This window comes from Yonghaparkia sp. Root332, assembly GCF_001425665.1.
GTDB lineage: Bacteria > Actinomycetota > Actinomycetes > Actinomycetales > Microbacteriaceae > Microcella.
This window is the reverse complement of sequence record NZ_LMCX01000001.1, coordinates 1,312,866-1,331,184: the sequence shown is the minus strand read 5'-3', so window position 1 is coordinate 1,331,184 and position 18,319 is coordinate 1,312,866. Positions and strand designations below refer to the sequence as shown.

16 protein-coding genes and 1 tRNA gene are annotated in these 18,319 nt (G+C 73.2%); 8 read left to right on the top strand and 9 right to left on the bottom strand.

Annotated features, from left to right (window positions below; translation table 11 throughout):
• The 4 genes from ftsY to ASC54_RS06365 form a co-directional block, all read right to left on the bottom strand.
• Window positions 1-873: a signal recognition particle-docking protein FtsY gene (ftsY, locus tag ASC54_RS06380; protein WP_055856206.1), complete on the bottom strand. Its 873-nt coding sequence runs from the start codon at window positions 871-873 to the stop codon at window positions 1-3.
• 77 nt (window positions 874-950) lie between these two features.
• The gene (locus ASC54_RS06375) at window positions 951-1,220 is read right to left on the bottom strand and encodes a DUF3039 domain-containing protein (protein ID WP_055856209.1); all 270 of its coding nucleotides are present in this window, start codon (window positions 1,218-1,220) and stop codon (window positions 951-953) included.
• Between the two features lie 39 nt (window positions 1,221-1,259).
• Window positions 1,260-2,810, bottom strand: coding sequence for a hypothetical protein (locus ASC54_RS06370; protein WP_055897455.1), 1,551 nt, complete (start codon window positions 2,808-2,810; stop codon window positions 1,260-1,262).
• The gene (locus ASC54_RS06365) at window positions 2,786-3,739 is read right to left on the bottom strand and encodes an ABC transporter ATP-binding protein (protein WP_235451397.1); all 954 of its coding nucleotides are present in this window, start codon (window positions 3,737-3,739) and stop codon (window positions 2,786-2,788) included. The genes ASC54_RS06370 and ASC54_RS06365 overlap by 25 nt, the downstream gene beginning before the upstream one ends.
• A 257-nt stretch (window positions 3,740-3,996) precedes the next feature.
• On the opposite strand from ASC54_RS06365, the gene ASC54_RS06360 reads away from it, so the two are divergent.
• The 4 genes from ASC54_RS06360 (at window position 3,997) to ASC54_RS06345 (ending at window position 7,229) form a co-directional block, all read left to right on the top strand.
• Window positions 3,997-4,689, top strand: a complete 693-nt coding sequence (locus tag ASC54_RS06360) for an NTP transferase domain-containing protein (protein ID WP_055856218.1) — start codon at window positions 3,997-3,999, stop codon at window positions 4,687-4,689.
• A gap of 133 nt (window positions 4,690-4,822) precedes the next feature.
• Window positions 4,823-5,620: an ABC transporter permease gene (locus tag ASC54_RS06355; RefSeq protein WP_235451396.1), complete on the top strand. Its 798-nt coding sequence runs from the start codon at window positions 4,823-4,825 to the stop codon at window positions 5,618-5,620.
• Window positions 5,620-6,363, top strand: a complete 744-nt coding sequence (locus ASC54_RS06350) for an ABC transporter ATP-binding protein (protein WP_055856222.1) — start codon at window positions 5,620-5,622, stop codon at window positions 6,361-6,363. Before ASC54_RS06355 ends, ASC54_RS06350 begins: the two co-directional genes overlap by 1 nt.
• Window positions 6,360-7,229, top strand: a complete 870-nt coding sequence (locus ASC54_RS06345; RefSeq protein WP_055856225.1) for a hypothetical protein — start codon at window positions 6,360-6,362, stop codon at window positions 7,227-7,229. The genes ASC54_RS06350 and ASC54_RS06345 overlap by 4 nt, the downstream gene beginning before the upstream one ends.
• Before the next feature lie 3 nt (window positions 7,230-7,232).
• Here ASC54_RS06345 and ASC54_RS06340 read toward each other — a convergent pair whose 3' ends face one another.
• Window positions 7,233-8,531 carry a CDP-glycerol glycerophosphotransferase family protein gene (locus ASC54_RS06340; protein WP_055897452.1) on the bottom strand — a complete coding sequence of 433 codons (1,299 nt, stop codon included), beginning with the start codon at window positions 8,529-8,531 and terminating at the stop codon, window positions 7,233-7,235.
• A 100-nt stretch (window positions 8,532-8,631) separates the two neighbouring features.
• Here ASC54_RS06340 and ASC54_RS13155 point away from each other — a divergent pair, with 100 nt between their 5' ends.
• On the top strand, window positions 8,632-11,430 hold the full coding sequence (locus ASC54_RS13155) for a CDP-glycerol glycerophosphotransferase family protein (RefSeq protein WP_235451395.1): 2,799 nt from the start codon (window positions 8,632-8,634) through the stop codon (window positions 11,428-11,430).
• A gap of 36 nt (window positions 11,431-11,466) precedes the next feature.
• Here ASC54_RS13155 and ASC54_RS06325 read toward each other — a convergent pair whose 3' ends face one another.
• Both ASC54_RS06325 and ASC54_RS06320 read right to left on the bottom strand, forming a co-directional pair.
• Window positions 11,467-12,516, bottom strand: coding sequence for a glycosyltransferase family 2 protein (locus ASC54_RS06325; protein ID WP_055856232.1), 1,050 nt, complete (start codon window positions 12,514-12,516; stop codon window positions 11,467-11,469).
• An 18-nt stretch (window positions 12,517-12,534) separates the two neighbouring features.
• Window positions 12,535-13,968 carry a S1C family serine protease gene (locus tag ASC54_RS06320; RefSeq protein WP_055897449.1) on the bottom strand — a complete coding sequence of 478 codons (1,434 nt, stop codon included), beginning with the start codon at window positions 13,966-13,968 and terminating at the stop codon, window positions 12,535-12,537.
• Window positions 13,969-14,172: 204 nt separating this feature from the next.
• Between ASC54_RS06320 and ASC54_RS06315 the strand changes: the two genes are divergently transcribed.
• Both ASC54_RS06315 and ASC54_RS06310 read left to right on the top strand, forming a co-directional pair.
• The gene (locus ASC54_RS06315; protein WP_055856236.1) at window positions 14,173-14,826 is read left to right on the top strand and encodes a TetR/AcrR family transcriptional regulator; all 654 of its coding nucleotides are present in this window, start codon (window positions 14,173-14,175) and stop codon (window positions 14,824-14,826) included.
• 42 nt (window positions 14,827-14,868) lie between these two features.
• Window positions 14,869-16,068, top strand: coding sequence for an aminotransferase class I/II-fold pyridoxal phosphate-dependent enzyme (locus ASC54_RS06310; RefSeq protein WP_055897446.1), 1,200 nt, complete (start codon window positions 14,869-14,871; stop codon window positions 16,066-16,068).
• 46 nt (window positions 16,069-16,114) lie between these two features.
• On the opposite strand, the gene ASC54_RS06305 is transcribed toward ASC54_RS06310, so the two are convergent.
• Window positions 16,115-16,951 carry a carbon-nitrogen hydrolase family protein gene (locus ASC54_RS06305; protein WP_055856242.1) on the bottom strand — a complete coding sequence of 279 codons (837 nt, stop codon included), beginning with the start codon at window positions 16,949-16,951 and terminating at the stop codon, window positions 16,115-16,117.
• Between the two features lie 41 nt (window positions 16,952-16,992).
• Here ASC54_RS06305 and ASC54_RS06300 point away from each other — a divergent pair, with 41 nt between their 5' ends.
• Window positions 16,993-17,928 carry a ribokinase gene (locus ASC54_RS06300; RefSeq protein ID WP_055856245.1) on the top strand — a complete coding sequence of 312 codons (936 nt, stop codon included), beginning with the start codon at window positions 16,993-16,995 and terminating at the stop codon, window positions 17,926-17,928.
• A gap of 294 nt (window positions 17,929-18,222) precedes the next feature.
• On the opposite strand, the gene ASC54_RS06295 is transcribed toward ASC54_RS06300, so the two are convergent.
• Window positions 18,223-18,296 (bottom strand) — tRNA-Met (locus ASC54_RS06295).
• Between the last annotated feature and the right edge of the window lie 23 nt (window positions 18,297-18,319).

Here is an 18,319-nt window from a genome sequence, read left to right as displayed (position 1 = left end):
CTACGGGACGAGCGAGGCCGCGAAGACGTGCGGCGTGAATCCCGTGAGATCGCCGATGCCCTCGCCCTGGCCGATGAGCTTGATCGGGATCCCCGTGCGCTCCTGCACGGCGAGCACGAACCCGCCCTTGGCCGAGCCGTCGAGCTTCGTGATCACGAGACCCGTCACGCCCGCGTGCTCGATGAAGGCCTCGGCCTGCGCGAGCCCGTTCTGGCCGGTCGTGCCGTCGAGCACCAGGAGGACCTCGGCGATCGGGCTGAGCTTCTCGACCACGCGCCGGACCTTCGCGAGCTCGTCCATGAGGCCCGCCTTGGTCTGCAGGCGGCCGGCGGTGTCGATGATCGCGATGTCGATCCCGTCGTCGATCGCCTTCTGCACGGTCTGGAAGGCGACGCTCGCCGGGTCCTGTCCGTGCTGCTGGGGGCGCACGACGGATGCTCCCGCGCGGTCGGCCCACGTGGCGAGCTGCTCGACCGCGGCGGCACGGAAGGTGTCGGCGGCGCCGACGACCACGCTGCGCCCGTAGCCGGTGAGGAACTTCGCGAACTTGCCGATCGTCGTGGTCTTGCCGACGCCGTTGACGCCCACCACGAGCACCACGGCCGGCCGTGCGCTCAGGGTCAGGGTCGGGTCGTGCGCGGCCAGTCGCTCCTCGATCGACTCGCGCAGCATGCGCTTGAGGTCGGCGGGATCGGTCGTCCGGTACCGCTCGACCTGCGCGCGCATCTGCTCGAGGATGCTCTCGGTCAGATCGGGGCCGAAGTCGGCCCGGATGAGCGCCGTCTCGAGGTCGTCCCAGGTGGTCTCATCGATCGTCGGCTTCGTGAACAGCCCCTTGAGGGCGCCGCCGAGGTTCCAGGAGCGTTCCGCCATGCGCCCCAGGCTAGTGCGGCCGGCGGGGCGACCGCGGCGCGGCACTCAGCAGGCTCGAGGGTGCGAGGCGCCGACGACTACGCGTCGCGCATCTTCTCGTAGATCTCCTTGCAGGTGGGGCAGACCGGGAACTTCTCCGGGTCGCGACCCGGCGTCCACTTCTTGCCGCACAGCGCGCGCACGGGCTTCCCCGTGAGCGCGGACTCCATGATCTTGCTCTTCGGCACGTAGTGGGAGAACCGCTCGTGGTCGCCGTCCTCCAGCTGCTCCTCGTTGAGCAGCTTCTCGAGCTCGCGGTCGAGGACGTCGAGCCCTCCGCCGGTTCCGGTGTCGTCCGTCGTCGCCATGCTCCGATTCTACGACGCGCCCCGAGCGCGGGGGCCGAGTCAGCTGCGCAGCACGAGGTCGAGCAGCTCAGGCGCGCGACGCCGGAAGACCCGCCCGCCGATGAGCACGCCGAGCGCGAGCATGACGACGCCGGTGGCCGCGCCCGCGATCGCCGCGGCGGGCAGCAGCTCGGGCTCGCCGGTCGCCCCGCGCCAGGCGGTGTGCAGGGTCGGCGACATCAGGACGATGATCGCCAGAAGCGAGAGCCCCTGCGACCAGCCCGCGGTCGCGGCGGTGAGCGGGGGCTGATCGAACGGGCCGGCTCCCGGGCGCGGGGCGGGATAGGGGGCGGCCGCCGAGGCGACGCTCGAGACGCCGATGCCCGTGAGCAGGAGCCCGAGGCTCGTGCCGAGGAGAGCCGGCTCGATCCCCTCGATCCCCGACCAGACGGCGAACAGCGGGGCGAGGAGTACGACGAGCGGGACCCCGAGGAGGAGCGGCGGCACCGCGCGCCCCCAGCGGTCGGATGCTCCGCGCACGTGGGCAGCGACGTGCAGCCACACGGCGGTGTGGTCGTAGGCGACGTCGTTGTGGCTGAACCAGCCCAGGAACAGCGCGAGCACGGGGATCGGGATGAGCCACAGGTACTGACCGGGGACCCCGGCGATCGCGAGGGCGATCATCATGAGCGCGGGAGCGACCGGCAGGGCGAGGATCGCGAGACGGTAGCGCGGGTCGCGGGTCCAGTAGAGGATGCTCCGCGCAGCGATCACGCCGCCCTGCGTGGCCGGCACGAGGTCGAAGACGCCCAGTCCGCGCGAGCGCGGGACCCACCGCTGCCGCTCGGGCGCCTCGAGGAGGCGGCCGACGAGCAGACGCCAGCCGAGTGCGAGCACCCCCACGAGGGCGATCGCGCCGAGCATACGCGCCGTGAGGGCCGGGGGCTCGCTGCCCGCCACCGCCCAGGGCAGGCCGAGCGGCGAGGAGGAGAGGAATGCGGCGACCTCGTCCACGCGCGCGTCGTCGCGGCCGCGCTCGACGACGAGGGCGGTGGTGATCGCGGCGGCGAGGCAGAGCCCGACGACGCCGCGGGCGAACAGCGCGACGGTGCGCGCGGTGGTCGGCGCGACCGCGAGCTGCGCGGCGATGGCGACGAGGAACTGGCCGGTGAGGACGATCGCGACGCCGCCGACGAGGCCTCCCCCGACCGCGGCGCCCTCGAACGGCGTGCCCGCCCAGGCGACACCGAGGGCGATGACGAGCACGATCGTGAGGAGACCCTGGACTCCCACCGCCCCCGCGAGCGCGAGCGTCGCGGCGAGGCGACCCGGCGCGATCGGGAACGGCGCGAAGCGCCGCGGCTCGAGCGCCGAGCCAAGCCCGGAGGTCAGGGGGCAGATCGCGAGGGCCAGGGCGAGGATGCTCGTGATGACGATGAGCCCGGCACGGTGCCCGTCGTCCTCGGGCCGGAAGGACTGCGCCGCGTCGAGGACGGCGCCCGTGAACACCGCGATGAGCACAGCGACGAGCCCCGTCCGGGCGAGCCGGCGAGCGCCGCGGAACGCGGAGCCGAGCAGCGCGAGCTTCAGTCGGAGAACGTCGTCAACCACTCGAGCCCCTCCACCGCGCTGCGGCCGCCGGCGAGATCGACGAACCGCTCCTCGAGCGAGGATCCGGCGCGCACCTCCTCCAGGGTTCCCGTGGCGAGGATGCTCCCGCCGACGATGACCGCGACCGAGTCGCACACCCGCTCGACGAGGTCCATGTTGTGGCTGGAGAGCACGACCGTCCCGCCCGCGCGGGCGTAGGAGCGAAGGAGGTCGATCGCGTGCGCGGTCGAGACCGGGTCGACCCCCTCGAAGGGCTCGTCGAGCACGAGCAGTCGCGGCGAGTGGATGAGCGCGGCCGCGAGCGAGACCTTCTTGATCATGCCGATCGAGTAGTCGGCGACCGGGCGGTCGAGCGAGCCCTCCAGGGCGAGGGCTCGCGAGAGGTCCTCCGATCGGCTGCGCGCCGTCTCGCGATCGAGGCCGTGGAGCACGCCGCAGTAGTAGAGCATCTGCGCGCCGGTGAGCCGATCGAACAGGCGCATGCGGTCGGGCAGGACGCCGAGGACGCGCTTCGCGTCGCCGGGCGAGCGCCAGACATCGGCCTCCCCCACCACGACCGAGCCCGCGTCGGGCCGGAGCAGCCCGGTGATCATCGACAGCGTGGTCGTCTTCCCCGCGCCGTTCGGCCCGACGAAGCCGAAGATGGCCCCCTTGCGCACCGCGAGGTCGATGCCGTCGACGGCGATCGTGCGCCCGAAGCGCTTGCGCAGGCCCGTGACCTGCAGCACGATCGGCGCGGGAGGGGGCGGCGGGGCTGCCGGGAGGTGCGCGCGCGGGCCGGTGGGGGTCGCCGCGGACGCGCGGGAACGAGAGGCGGACTTCGTGGAGGCCGGTGTCCTGGCCTTCGCCGGCCGCGCGGGAGCCGCCGCGCCGTCGACCCCCGTGCCGGGGGTCGCGTCGCTGGTCGAGTGCGGCGTCGGGGAGTCCACGCGTCCACGCTAGCAACGCCTGCCGTTCCCGGCCCGCCCTCCCTCCACGTTCGTGACGGCCGGTCACGATCCGGCAACGGATGCGGGGCATTTCCTGTCCATCCGGCGGAAAGGCCGGTAAACTCGCCGCAGCACAAGGGAGTGTCTGATCCACAGCGCGCAGTTGACCGTTCGGTGAACTCTCACCGACCGATCCCCCGACACGGGAGCATGATCGCCGAGAGCCTGCGCAGCCGACTGAAGACACAGGAGGTCTCATGACCACGCAGATCGTCATCCTCGCCGCCGGGATGGGCAGCCGCCTCGGCCGCTCGCTCCCGAAGCCGCTCACCGAGCTCAGCGACGGCCGCACCATCATGCAGCAGCAGCACGACAACATCGCGGCCGCGTTCGGCACCGACGCCACCATCACGACCGTCGTCGGCTATAAGCTCGAGCACATCATCGACGCCTTCCCCGACGTCAACTACGTCTACAACGAGCAGTACGACCAGACCAACACCTCCAAGAGCCTCCTGCGCGCGCTCAAGGCGACCGGGTCGCAGGGCGTGCTCTGGATGAACGGCGACGTCGTCTTCGACCCGCAGGCGCTCGTCCGCGCCGCGAGCCTCGTGCACGCCGATCGCTCGTTCGTGAGCGTGAACACCTCCAAGGTCTCCGACGAGGAGGTCAAGTACACCGTCGACGCCGAGGGCTTCATCAAGGAGCTCTCCAAGCAGGTCGTCGGCGGGCTCGGCGAGGCCGTCGGCATCAACTACATCGCCTCCGCCGACAAGGCGACGCTCATCCACCACCTGCAGCGCGTCGCCGACCAGGACTACTTCGAGCGCGGCATCGAGCTCGCGATCGAGCAGAACGGCCTCCGCGTCGAGCCGCTCGACATCTCCGACCTCTACGCCGTCGAGATCGACTTCGCCGAGGACCTGGAGCGCGCGAACCTCTTCGTCTGATCGACGCGCCCCCGAACGACCGCGAACGGCCCGACCCCGGCAGGGGGCGGGCCGTTCGGCATCCGCCCCGCCGCTCGATCGATCGGTGCCGCTCTCGGCCGACGCGGGCGGGATGCCGCTAGCGTTGTGCACTGTGACCCTCGCCTCGCCGTCGCGCCCGCCGCGCACCCCCGCACGGGTCTACCGTCAGACGCTCTGGCTGCTCACGAGTCGCGATCTGAGGGTGCGGTACTCGACGTCGTTCCTGGGCTACGTGTGGTCGGTGCTCGACCCGCTCGTGATGGCCGTCATCTACTGGTTCGTGTTCACGCAGATCGTCGACCGGTCGATCGGCGCGGACCCCTACATCGTCTTCCTCCTCGCGGGGCTCCTGCCCTGGACGTGGTTCAACGGCGCGATCGGAGACTCCACGCGGGCGTTCATCAAGGACGCCAAGCTCGTGCGATCCACGCGCCTCCCCCGGAGCGTCTGGGTCGCGCGCATCGTGCTGTCGAAGGGCATCGAGTTCGTGCTCGCGATCCCGGTCGTGATCGCGTTCGCGGTCATCTACGGCGCCGAGCCCACCTGGGGCGTCCTGTGGCTCCCGCTCGCGATCCTGCTGCAGGCGACCCTCATCCTGGGGCTCGGCCTCATGATCGCGCCGCTCGTGGTGTTCTTCCGCGACCTCGAGCGGGCCGTCAAGCTCGTGCTGCGGTTCCTCTTCTACGCCTCGCCGATCATCTACGGCCTGACCGACCTGCCGGACGGACTGGAGGCGTGGATGGCGTTCAACCCGCTCTCGGGGATCTTCTCGCTGTACCGCGCGAGCTTCTTCCCCGACCAGGTCGAGCCGTTCGCCGTGGTCGTCGCGGCGATCATGAGCCTGGTCATCCTCGGAGCGGGCATCCTCGTCTTCCGGCGCATGGTGCGCGCCGTGCTGAAGGAGATCTGATGGGCGACGTCGTCATCCGCGTCGAGGGAGCGGGGATCCGCTTCCGGCGCAACCGCCGAGGGCGCCGGAGCTTCAAGGACCTCTTCGCCGGCAGCAACCGCCGGGCGCGCCCCAACGAGTTCTGGGCCCTGCGCGGCGTCGACGTGGAGGTGCGGGCCGGCGAGGCGATCGGGGTCGTGGGCCGCAACGGCCAGGGCAAGTCGACCCTCCTCAAGCTCGTCGCCGGCGTCATGCTCCCCGATGAGGGTCGCGTCGATGTGATCGGCGGCGTCGCCCCACTCATCGAGATCACCGGCGGATTCGTCGACGATCTGACGGTGCGCGAGAACGTCCACCTCACGGCCGGGCTCCACGGCATGACCCGAGCCGAGATCGACGAGCGCTACGACGAGATCATCGACTTCGCCGAGCTCCGCGAGAGCGTCGACACCCCGTACAAGCACCTCTCCAGCGGGATGAAGGTGCGCCTGGCGTTCTCGGTCATCTCGCGACTGGAGGAGCCCATCCTCCTCGTCGACGAAGTGCTCGCCGTCGGCGACAAGGCCTTCCGCGACAAGTGCTACCAGCGCATCGACGAGCTGCTCGCCGGCGGTCGCACCCTCTTCTTCGTCTCGCACAACGAGCGGGACCTCACGCGGTTCTGCACGCGCGGCCTCTACCTGGACAAGGGCCTACTGCAGCTCGACGGGCCGATCGAGGGGGTTCTCGCGGCCTACAACAGGGACTACGGTTCCCCCTCATGAGCTCCCACGACCCCACGACGCCCCGGATCGTCCCGCCGCCGCACGAGGAGGCCGACCCGCGCATGGTGCGCGCCCTGCAGGCGATCATGTCGTCCCAGCGCCCCGCGGTCATCGCGCACGTGCGCCGACTGCGCCGCCGCTCGCCGAACGCCTCGCCCGATGAGGTGATCAGGATGCTGGAGAAGCACTACCTGACGCTCGTGACCGCGAGCGGGGCATCCGTCGGCGCCGCGGCGGCCGTGCCCGCCGTCGGGATCGCCGCCTCCCTGACGCTCAGCGGCGTCGAGACGGTCGCCTTCCTCGAGGCGAGCGCGCTGTTCGCGCAGTCGGTCACCGAGGTCCACGGCATCGCGATCGACGACCCGGAGCGGGCGCAGAGCCTCGTCATGGCGCTCATGCTCGGCGGCGCCGGCAAGGATCTCGTGACGCAGTTCGCGCGGCAGATGACGGGCGGCGCTCCGCGCAACGCCTACTGGGGCGAGCTCGTGACCAAGAGCATGCCGCGGGTCATGCTCGACTCGCTCGCCGACCGGCTGCGCACGGCGTTCGTCCGGCGCTTCGCGGTCACGCAGGGCGGCACGGCGATCGGCCGCGCCATTCCCTTCGGCATCGGCGCCGTCATCGGCGGAACGGGCAATCACATCCTCGGTCGCAAGGTGGTGAGCAACGCGCGCGAGGCGTTCGGCCCCGCACCCGTGATGTGGCCCATCACCCTCGAGATCGAGACCCGCGCACCCGGCGCGCCCCGCCCGGGCCGCCGCGTCGTGATCCGCGAGGCCGGCCGTATCGGGCCCGTACGGGTCCCTCGGCTCGCGATCGAGCGGCGCGGCGAGACGGACGCGCCGGACGAGGCGTTCGAGATCTGACGCTCAGCCCTCGCCGGGCGCCGCGTCCTCGTCGATGTCCTCGTCGAAGGGGTTCGACTCGCTCGTGATGGGGTCGTCGCGGTGCTGGGCCGCCGCGCGCTCCCACTCGGCCATGAGCGTCTCGACGGCGGCGTGGAAGCGAGCCGTCGCGGCACCCGGCGTCGTGTCGCCGAAGTAGCGCTCCACCCAGTGCTGCAGGCGCTCGTGCGCCTCGGTGCTCGTGAGCACGCGGTCGATGGCGGGGACGACCTCGCGCGCCTCGTGCGCGGTGAGCCACTCGCACGCGCCGAGGTAGCCGGTGGCATCGATCTCCGCCTGGGACGAGGCGGGACGCGCGATGAGGATGGGCCTGCCCGTGGCGAGCCGGTCGTAGACCATGGCGGAGATGTCCGTGATGGCGACGTCGGCGGCGGCGAGCTGCCAGCCGAGCTCCGGGCCGTCGTCGAAGACGTGCTGCGCGCGCGGGTCGGCGGCGTTCGCGCGGGCGAGAGCGGCGACGATGCGCGCGTTCGCGGCACCGTACTCGGGGTCGACGACGCCGCTGCGCGGGTGCGGCCGGTAGATGACCCGATGCCGGCCGGATGCGAGCAGCTCGTCGACGAGCGCCTCCCCGTGGCTCGCGATCGAGCCGTAGGCGGCGGCCGGCCGGTCGCCCTCCCAGGTGGGCGCGTAGAGCACGACCGTGCGGTCGTCGGGGGCGTAGGGCAGGGCTCCCGCGAAGTGGTCGGCCTGCGGGCGGCCGATCGCGATGGCCTTGCTCTCTATGTCGTAGTTCCAGAGCTTGCGGCGCAGGCGCTCCTTCGCGGCGTCGCCGGCGACGAACGCGTAGTCGTACGCCTTGTACTGGTTCGTGGTCATGTACATCTTGTCCGACTCGCCGTGGTTGACGAACACGTGCCACATGCGGCTGTAGCGGAACATCTGGAAGTTCTTCGCGTTCTGGTTCACGTAGAGCACGATGCGCAGCGGCTGCTCAGCGACGAACCGCTCGAGATCGACGACGCGGCGCAGGTACACGGCAGGAACGGGCGACTCCTCGAGGAGCGTCAGCATCGTGCCGGGGCTGCGGGCGATGATGGCGACGGGATGCTCGGCCGCGAGCTCGGCGAGCGGCGCGTACCACTGGCGGATCTGGTACAGGTTGACCCGCGTGTCGGCGAAATACACGGCGATCTGAATGCTGCCCGGGGCGGGGGGCGTCACGGACGCCAGTCGCGCGGCCAGCTGCGCGCGATGGCGGCGCGACCGCAGGATGTTGCGCGCGAGGCGTCGCGCCGTGCCCAGCTGCTTCAGAATGCTCACTGCTCCATCATGGTCTCCGCCGTCGACGCGACCCCGCGAACAGGGGGCAACCGTTATGCGTTTGTTCGCTGGAGGCGCGGGCGTGGAAGAATCGCCCGCGATGGCCCGCTTCACGTTCAGCGCCGGCAACGCGCGCGCCCTGGCTCGCGCCCCGCTGTACGGGCTGGGCGCGCTCGCCGCGCGCCTCGTGCCCCGCGACCCGTCCCGGTGGGTCTTCGGCTCGGGCATCGGGGTCGGCGAGGGGGCTCTCGCGCTGTGGGAGCTCTGCCGCGATCGCGACCCGCAGCGCCGCCTCGTGTGGCTCGCCTCGAGCGACGAGGAGCTCGCGGACGCGATCGCGCGGGGCATGCGCGCGGTGCCGGCGCGGGGCATCCGCGGGTTCTGGGAGACCCTGCGGTCGGGCGTCGTCATCGTCACGCACGGGCTCGGCGACGTCAACCGCTACGGCTCGAGCCGCGCGCTCGTCGTGCAGTTGTGGCACGGGATCCCGCTCAAGCGGCTGCACCTCGACACGGGGGCCGCGCTGCGCCTGCCCCTCATCGGATCCCTGCCGGGAGCCCGAGCGCTCATGGCCCGCCTGTACCGCGCAGGCTCCTCGCGCATCGCGCTGTTCCCGGTAGCGAGCGAGCTCGTCGCCGCGCGCGTGCGCTCGGCGTTCGGACTGCCCTCCTCCCGCGTCCGCGTGCTCGGCGACGCCCGCGACGACGTCCTCCTGCACGGCGATGCGGACGCCCGCCGGGCCGCGGCGCGCGCGCTGGTCGAGAGCGTGGTCGGCGTCCTCCCCGAGTCCGCGCGCGTGGTCCTCTACGCCCCCACCTGGCGGGACGGCGAGACCGACCCGGCCATCCCGACCGAGCAGGAGTGGCGGGCGATCGCGGAGTGGGCCGAGCGCGTCGACGCCGTGCTACTGATCCGATCGCACCCGCTCGGCGCGGGCTCGTACGCGGCGGGGCCGGCGCTGTCACCGCGGATCCGGCTCATGGGGCGCGACCTCCTGGGGGATGCGACCCCCGCGCTGCCGGCTCTCGACGCGCTCGTCACCGACTACTCCTCCATCGCGTTCGACGCCGCGATCGCGGGCGTGCCGAGCGTGTTCTTCGCGCCGGACCTCGCGCGCTACCTCTCGACCCGCGGCCTCTACACCCCGTACCGCGCGTTCAGCGGCGAGGACCCGGCGACGACCTGGTCGCGCACTCTCGAACGGCTCGACGGCGCCCTCGACGAGGGCTCGGCGCGCGCGGCCGCCCTCGCGCACGCGACGTGGCTGCGCGACGAGCACGTCGACCGCCTCGACGGGCGCGCGACCGAGCGGGTCCGCGCGGCGATCCTCGCCCTGCTCGTCGAGCGCGCGGCGCCGGAGGACCTCGACGCGGTGCCCGAGCGCCCCGTCGTCGTCGACGCCGTCGCGATCGAGAGCGGGGACGACGGCGCGGGCGCGACCGTGGTCGTCGCGGGGCGATGCGCCCTCGGCCTGCGCGGCATCGCGCTCGTCGGGCCCCGGCAGCACCTGCCGGGCGCGCTCTCGGTCGACGGCGAGCGCTTCACCGCGCGTATCCCCCTCCTCGTCTCCCGCTGGGGCTCGGAGCCGCTGCCGGCGCCGAGCGGCGCGTACGCGCTCGAGCTCGAGCTCGACGGCGCGGCGCGCCCGACCGCGCGCGCTACGGTCGCGGCGACGCTGCCCACGGCATCCCTCTCGCCCCTCCTGCGCGTCGAGGTCGCCGCCGACCGGGGAACCCTCCTGGTCACGCTCGCCCCGCCCCTCGCCGAGGACGAGCGCGGCGCGGCCGCCCAGCGCCGCCTCGAGGCCGATTACCGTCATCGCGAGGCGACCCCCGAGCGCGCCGTGCTCCTGGAGAGCTTCTACGCCCAGACCGCGGCCTGCAACCCGCTCGCGATCGACCGCGAGCTCGCCCGCGCGCACCCCGACGTGGTTCGCTACTGGTCGGTCGTGGACCGCTCGGTGGCGGTTCCCCAGGGCGGTGTGCCGCTCGTCGAGGGCTCGGCGGAGTGGTGGCGCGTGCGGGCCGACGCGCGCGTGCTCGTCGTGAACGACTGGCTGCGCAAGCGCTGGCGGCCCCGCCCGCACCAGACGGTGCTGCAGACCTGGCACGGCACGATGCTCAAGCGCCTCGCGCTCGACCGCGATCGGGTCGGGCCGCGCACGCGCATCGCCGTGCGGCGCGAGAGCGCCCGGTGGTCGGTCCTGCTCGCGCAGAACCCCTACGCCGCCGGCATCCTGCGCCGCGCCTACGCCTTCCGCGGCCCCGTCTGGGTCGAGGGGTACCCGCGCAACGACGTCCTCGTGACGGGCGACCGCGCGGCCGCGCGCGAGCGCCTCGGCGTCGGCGCGCACGAGCGGGCCGTGCTCTACGCCCCGACGTGGCGCGACGACCGCACCGAGATCGTCGACTTCCTCGACCTGCCCGGATTCGCGGCGGCGCTCGCGGACCTGCCCGGCGACCACGTCCTGCTCGTGCGCGGGCACAGCCGCACGCTGCGCTTCGGCCGCGACCTCTCGGCGCCGGGGCTCATCGACGTCACGACGTACCCGTCGATGAGCGACCTCCTGCTCGCGGCCGACGTCGTCGTGACCGACTACAGCTCGATCATGTTCGATGCGACGACGACGGATGCCCCGCTCGTGCTCTTCCTGCCCGACCTGGAGCACTACCGTCGCGACCTGCGCGGCTTCTACTTCGACGTCACGACCGAGGCCCCCGGCCCCGTCGTCACCGACCGGGATGCCCTGCTCGCGGTCCTCGGCGACCTCGCGGAGGGAGCGCCGGCCGCCGACCCCGCGGCCCTCGCCGCGTGGCGCGCGCGGTTCAACCCGCTCGACGACGGACGCGCCGCCGAACGCGTCGTGGCGCGCATGATCGCGGCGGGGATGCTCGGCTGAGCCCGGCTCCTGCGGCGCGGCGTGCCGCGGCGCGGGTCAGGACTCGGTGCGCGAACGGTCGACCGCGTCCCGCGCGCCGAGCGCGACGCCGCGGAGGAAGCCCGAGCCCCACGACACGTGCATCGTCGCGATCACGAGCGCGAAGGTCGCGCGGTCGGCGAGCGAGCGCCCGCTCGACGGGACCCCGAGGAGCCCCAGCAGGAGGAGGAGATACGCGAGCGGCGCGAGGTGGACGAGCCCGAGCACGACCGACGCGGGGCCGAGGAGGGCTCCGGTCAGCTGGAGCAGGAGCACGACGAGGCTCGCCGCGCTCGCGACTACGAGAGCGGGAGGGGCGAAGTAGCGCACGGGGTGCCGGCCGCCGTGGCGGCGCACGAGCTCGCCCCGCCAGATCCCCGTCGCCACGAACTGGCGGGTGAGCTTCGACCACGTGTCGCGCGGCCAGTACGTGACGCGCAGCGCGGGGTCGAGCCACACCACGTGACCGGCGCTGCGGAGCCGGAAGTTCAGCTCCCAGTCCTCCCCCCGGCGCAGGCCCTCGTCGTAGAGGCCGACCTCGACGACCGCGGCTCGGCGCATGATGCCGAGGTAGGCGCTCTCCGCCGGGCCCTCAACGGCCGAGCCGTGGTACGCCCCGCCGCCGAGTCCGAGCCGGGAGTTGTAGGCGCGCGCGACGGCCGACTGGAAGCGGCTCCGACCGGCGGCGACCATGAGGCCCCCGAGCGACGCGGCGCCCGTGCGGGTGAGGGTGGCGACGGCGGTGGCGGTGTAGTCGGGGTCGAGCTCGGTGTGGGCATCCACCCGCACGATGACGTCATGGCGCGCGGCCCGGATCGCGCGATTGAGCCCGATCGGGATGGCCATCTCCGGGTTGTGGACGATCCGGATGCGCTCGTCGGCGGCGGCGAGCCGTGCGACGCGCTCGCTCGTGCCGTCGGTCGAGGGACCGAGCGCGAGCACGAGCTCCTGGTCGCCGCCGTAGCGCTGCGCCAGGACGCTCGCGATCGCGTCGTCGATGTAGGCCGCCTCGTTGTAGACCGGCATGACGTAGCTCACACCGGGGGTCTCTGAGGGTGGAGCGGCCATAGCTCCCGAGGCTACTGCCTAGCCGAGCTCGCCCAGCGTCACCGTGAGAGTCTCGCTGCGACCGCCGCGGACGTAGGTGAGCTCGGCGCTCTCGCCCCCGGCCAGGGCCCGGACCTGAGCGGTCAGGTCGATCTGGTCGGTGATCGGAACACCGTTGAACTCGGTGATGACGTCGCCGCCGCGCAGACCCGCCTGATCGGCCGGCCCGCCCGGCGAGACCTGATCGATCAGGGCGCCGACGACGTCGCTCGAGGCGGCGGCGCTCGCGTCGGTCACCGTCGCACCGAGCAGGCCATGGCTCGCCGACCCCGTCTCGATGATCTCGGTCGCGATGCGCTGGGCGAAGTTGGCCGGGATGGAGAAGCCGACGCCGATGCTCCCGGCGCTCCCCTGGCCCCCGCCGGCCGTGGCGATCGCCACGTTGATGCCGATGAGACGGCCGTCCTGGTCGAGGAGGGCGCCGCCGGAGTTGCCCGGGTTGATCGCCGCGTCGGTCTGGATGACCGCGAGCGAGATGGTCGACGACGCCGAGGGCTGGCTGTCGCGGCCGGGGATGTCGAAGTTCCAGAACTCGAAGGGTCCCCCGCTGTCCGGACCCGGCGCCTCGGGGGCCTCGGGGGCCTCGGGCACCGCGGACGACTTCACGGTGATCGAGCGGTTGAGGGCGGAGACGATGCCGTCGGTCACCGTTCCGGCGAGCCCCAGGGGGGCGCCGATGGCGATCGCGCGGTCGCCGACGTTGAGCTCGTCGGAGTCGGCGAACTCGATGGGCTGCAGGTCGGTCGCTCCGTCGAGGCGGATGACGGCGAGGTCGGCGATCGGGTCGGCGCCGACGAGGGTCGCGTCCCACAGACGACCGTCCGCGGTCGTGACGCGGATGGTCGGGTCGCCGGCCGCCCCGTCGAGCGTCGCGACGTGGGCGTTCGTGAGCACGTAGCCGTCGTCGCTCAGGATGACGCCGGAGCCGCTGCCCTGCGCGCCGCCGCCCGCGACCTGGATCGTGACCACCGAGGGCATCGCCGTGGCGACGACGCCCGTGACGATGGTCGCGTCCTCCGGGTCGTTGACGGTGACCGAGGCGGGGCCGGTCGGCGCGGACATCGAGCCGCCGCGGTCGGCGAGGGCCCAGGCGGCGATGCCGCCGCCCGCGGCTCCGCCGACGAGGGCTCCCACGGCGAGCGCCGCGATGAGCGGGGCCAGCGAGCGCTGCGGGGCCGTCGGAGCGGCTGCGGGGGCCGGTGCGGCGGCCGCCGCGGGAGGCGCAGGGGGCACGGGCGCGCTCGGGGCGGGATGCCGATCGGGGCCGGCCTGCTGGTCGGGGGCCGCGTGCTGGTCGGGGGCAGGATGCTGCTCGGGGGCCGCGTGCTGCTCGGGGGCCGCGTGCTGCTCGGGCGTCGGGCCCGCCGACGGCTCGTGCGCGGGGGGCTCGGGGGTGGTCGGGTTCTCGGTCATGGCGAGGTCTCCTTTCGGCCGCTGTCAGCGTCCTCCGCAAACCTGTGCAGTCTATTTGCCCCCACTGAGGGCGGCCTGACGCTCCGGTCAACGGCGTCTATGCGGGGCGGGGCTCGACCAGCACCCCCGGAAGGGGTGCACCCACCGTTCCGCCTCCCCGTCGTACAATGCTGACGCCGCCCATCACCCGAATGAGGACGCTCCATGCCCGCTCCGCCCACCGACGTCGACCGGATTCTCACGGCCGCTGCCGACATCCTCATGGCGGACGGCTACGACGCCGTCAGCATCCCCCGCATCGCCGCATCGGCCGGCATGAGCGAGTCGGACGTCGGCGAGCTGTTCGAGACGCCCGGCGACGCGCTCGTCGCGATGCTCAACCGCGAATTCACGGCCATGTACGCGAGCATCGTCGATCACATCGAGCGCGACCCGCGCGGCGGCCTCCTCTCGCGGATCTACCTCTACATCCTCGCCGGCATCTACGAGCGGCCGCTGTCGAAGACACTCTTCGTGATCGATCGCGACGCCCTCAACCGCATCATGCGCCACAGCCACTCCTTCCGCTACGTGCCCCAGGTGGGCATCCGCGGCGAGATGATCGAGCGCCTCCAGGAAGCGGGCATGGTCCGCCGCGACGTCGACGCGTCGATGGTCTCGTCCGTGCTCTCCGTGTGCTCGGCCGGCCTCGCCCTCACCGCGCCGCACGACGATCTCGACACGGTGATCCGCGGCATCAGCGACCTCCTCTCGCGCGGGGTCGACGCGGCCGTGGAGGACACGACGCCCGGCAAGCGCGTCTTCTACGACTGGGCCACGAGCCTGACGATCTCGGGCAGGTCGGGCTCGGACGACTGAGCGCGGCCGGTCGCCGGTGCCGGGCATCGCTAGGGTGGGCGCATGAGCGCGACGGAGCCCTGGCGACGATCTCTCGCGGCCGCTGGCCTCCTCGACGCGGACGGCACGACGCGGCCCACGATCTTCGCCGAGATGTCGGCGCTCGCCGCTCGGTACGAGGCCGTCAACCTCGGCCAGGGCTTCCCCGACGAGGACGGCCCCGCGGAGGTGCTCGAGGCCGCCATCGCGGCGATCCGCTCCGGCGTGAACCAGTACCCGCCGGGCCGCGGAGCACCCGAGCTCCGCGCGGCGATCAGCGAGCACCGCGCGCGCTTCGGCAGCCCCGCTCCCGATCCCGAGACCGATGTGCTCGTCACGGCCGGCGCGACGGAGGCCATCGCCGCCGCGCTCCTCGCGCTCGTCCCTCCGGGCGGCGAGGTGGTGACCCTCTCCCCCTTCTACGACAGCTACGCCGCGATCATCGGCCTCATCGGCGCGCGGCACACGGTGATCCTGCTGCGCGGCCCCGACTTCCAGCCCGACCCGGCGGACATCGACGCGGCCATCGGCCCGGGCACGAGCGCGGTGCTGCTCAACAACCCGCACAACCCGAGCGGCGCGGTCATCTCGCCCGAGCTGCTCGAGCGCATCGCCGCTCGCGCGGCCACCCACGGCGCGATCGTCGTGAGCGACGAGGTGTACGAGCACCTCGTGTTCGACGACGCCCCGTTCACGCCGATCGCGACCGTGCCGAGCGCCGTCGGCCGCGCACTGTCGATCTCGAGCGCCGCCAAGACCTTCCGCGTCACGGGGTGGAAGATCGGCTGGATCACGGGCCCCGCCGCCCTCATCGACGCGGTGGTCGCCGTCAAGCAGTTCCTCACCTACGTCAACGGCGCGCCCTTCCAGCCCGCCGTGGCCGTCGGGCTCCGGCTGCCCGACTCCTACTTCGCCGAGGCGAGCCTGACGCTCCAGCGCCGCCGCGACCTGCTGAGCGCGGGGCTGCGCGAGGCGGGCTTCGCGGTGTCGCCGAGCCGCGGCTCGTACTTCGTCGTCGCCGACGCGGCGCCCCTGGGCGTCGAGGACGGCGCGGCGTTCGCGCGCGAGCTGGTGAGGGATGCCGGCGTCGCCTCGATACCGCTCGCCGCCTTCGCGCCGGGCACGACCGACCCCGCGATCCGAAGCTCGCTGCGCTTCGCGTTCTGCCGCCGCGATGAGGCCATCGAGGAGGCCGTGCGCCGGCTGAGCGCCTACCGCCGCTGAGCCGGGTCACGGGTGGGCGGCAACCGCCGCCGGGCCCGAGCGCGCGTCAGCGGGGCGCGACCCCGAAGCGCCGCAGGCCGAGGGCGGGGTTCGCGGCCCGCACCTCGTCGAGGCGGGCGCGCGTCGGGAAGGCGACCGCGGCATCCGTCTGCTCGCCGAGGGAGGCGATCGCAACTCCCATGGGGTCGACGATGAGGCTGCAGCCGACGCCGATGGGCGGGGCGTGGTCGGCGGCGGCGACGTAGATCGTGTTCTCGAGGGCGCGCGCGGTGACGAGGGTGCGCCAGTGGTGCTCCTTCTGCGGGCCGCGCACCCACTCGGCGGGGATGAGCACGAGGTCGGCGCCCGCGTCGACGAGGCGGCGCGTGACCTCGGGGAACCGCACGTCGTAGCAGGTCTGGATGCCCACCCGGAGTCCCGCGAAGGCGAGCAGCTGCGGCGGCTCGATGTCGCCGGCCTCCGCCCAGTCGGACTCGCGGGCTCCGAACGCGTCGTAGAGATGGAGCTTGCGCGAGATCGCGACGACCGCACCGTCGGCACCCACAGCGACGATCGTGTTGCGGAACCGGTCGGGCCGCGTGCCGGTCTCGACGAGTCCGGCGACGAGGACGATGCCGAGGTCGCGAGCGATCGCTCCCAGACCGGTGACGAAAGGGCCGTCGAGCGGCTCGGCCGCGGCCACCCAGTCGGGGCCGAGCTCGGGGGCGAAGTACGAGCTGTACTCGGGCGCGACGACGAGGCCCGCCCCGCGCTCGACGGCCAGCGCGGCCAGGCCTCGGATGCTCGCGAGGTTCTCGTCGCGATCGGCGCCCGGCGAGAACTGCGCCACGGCGACGCCCGTGCGCGCGGCCCCGGGCCCGGCGGGGGCGGCGTGGTCGGTCATGCGCTCAGCCTAGAGCCGCGCCCTCTGCCAGGCTGGAGGCCATGAGCGCCTCCCTCGTCGTCCTCGGCTCCGCCAACACCGACTACACGGTCGCCGTCGAGAGGCACCCGCGGCCCGGCGAGACCGTCATGGGCGGCGACGTGGCGACGGGCACCGGCGGGAAGGGCGCCAATCAGTCGCTCGCGGCCGCGCGGCTCGGCGCCCCGCCCGTGTTCCTCGGAGCCGTCGGCGACGATGCGGGCGGTCGCACCCTGCTCGAGGCGCTGGCCGCCGGCGGGGTCGACGTCGCCCACGTCGAGACCGTGCCAGGCGCCCCCACGGGGGTCGCGCTCATCACCCTCGCCCGCGACGGCGAGAACTCGATCGTCGTGGCCCCCGGAGCCAACGGCCGGCTCGCCGTCGAGCCGACCGTCGAGCGCCTGCGCGCGCTCGCGGCCCCGGGCACCGTGATGCTGGCGCAGCTGGAGGTGCCGATCGACGTCGTCGCGGCGGCCGCCGCCGCCGTCGACGCGGCGGGCGGTCGCGTCGTGCTGAATCTGTCCCCGAGCGCTCCCGTGCCGGATGCCCTCCTCGCCCTCTGCGACCCCCTGGTCGTCAACGAGTCCGAGGCCTCCGATCTCGCCGCGACGTCCGTCGACGGCCCCGCCTCCGCGGCGGCTGCCGCGGTCGCCCTGCTCGAGCGCTGCCGGAGCGTCGTCATCACGCTCGGCGGCGAGGGCGCGGTCTTCGCGCGGCGCGCGTCCGACGACGGCGCGGCGCTCGAGCACGGTGCCGGCCCCGCCGACCGGACCGTCTCGGGCCACCGGCCGGCTCCGCGGGTCGACGTGCTCGACACGACGGGCGCGGGGGACGCGTTCGTCGGAGCCGTCGCGGCCGAGCTCGCCCGCGGACGCTCGCTGGAGGAGGCCGTCGAGAGCGGCGTCGCAGCCGGCGCCGAGGCCGTGCAGTGGCCGGGCGCCCAGCCGCCGCGCGGCTGACAGGGTGCGAGCGTCGCCCCGGCAGGGGCCGGTGCTCACGCGCTCGGGGGGCGAACGAGGTGGGCACCGGCCCGTCGGGAGCGCGAGGGGGCTGTGCGGTCGGGTCGGACCCGATCTCCCGCGACCACTCTGGCGGTATCGACCGGATGCGCGAGCGAGGGCGGCGCGCCGGATGTTCGCATAGCGCACATGCGGCGGGAATGCAGAGGGCCAGGATTGCAGAAGGCCCGGAGAACGCAGAAGGCCCGGAGAACGCAGAAGGCCCGGAATCCAGGATTCCGGGCCTTCTTCTTGTTGCGGGGGCAGGATTTGAACCTACGACCTCTGGGTTATGAGCCCAGCGAGCTACCGAACTGCTCCACCCCGCGGCACGAGAGTCAACGATACCAGG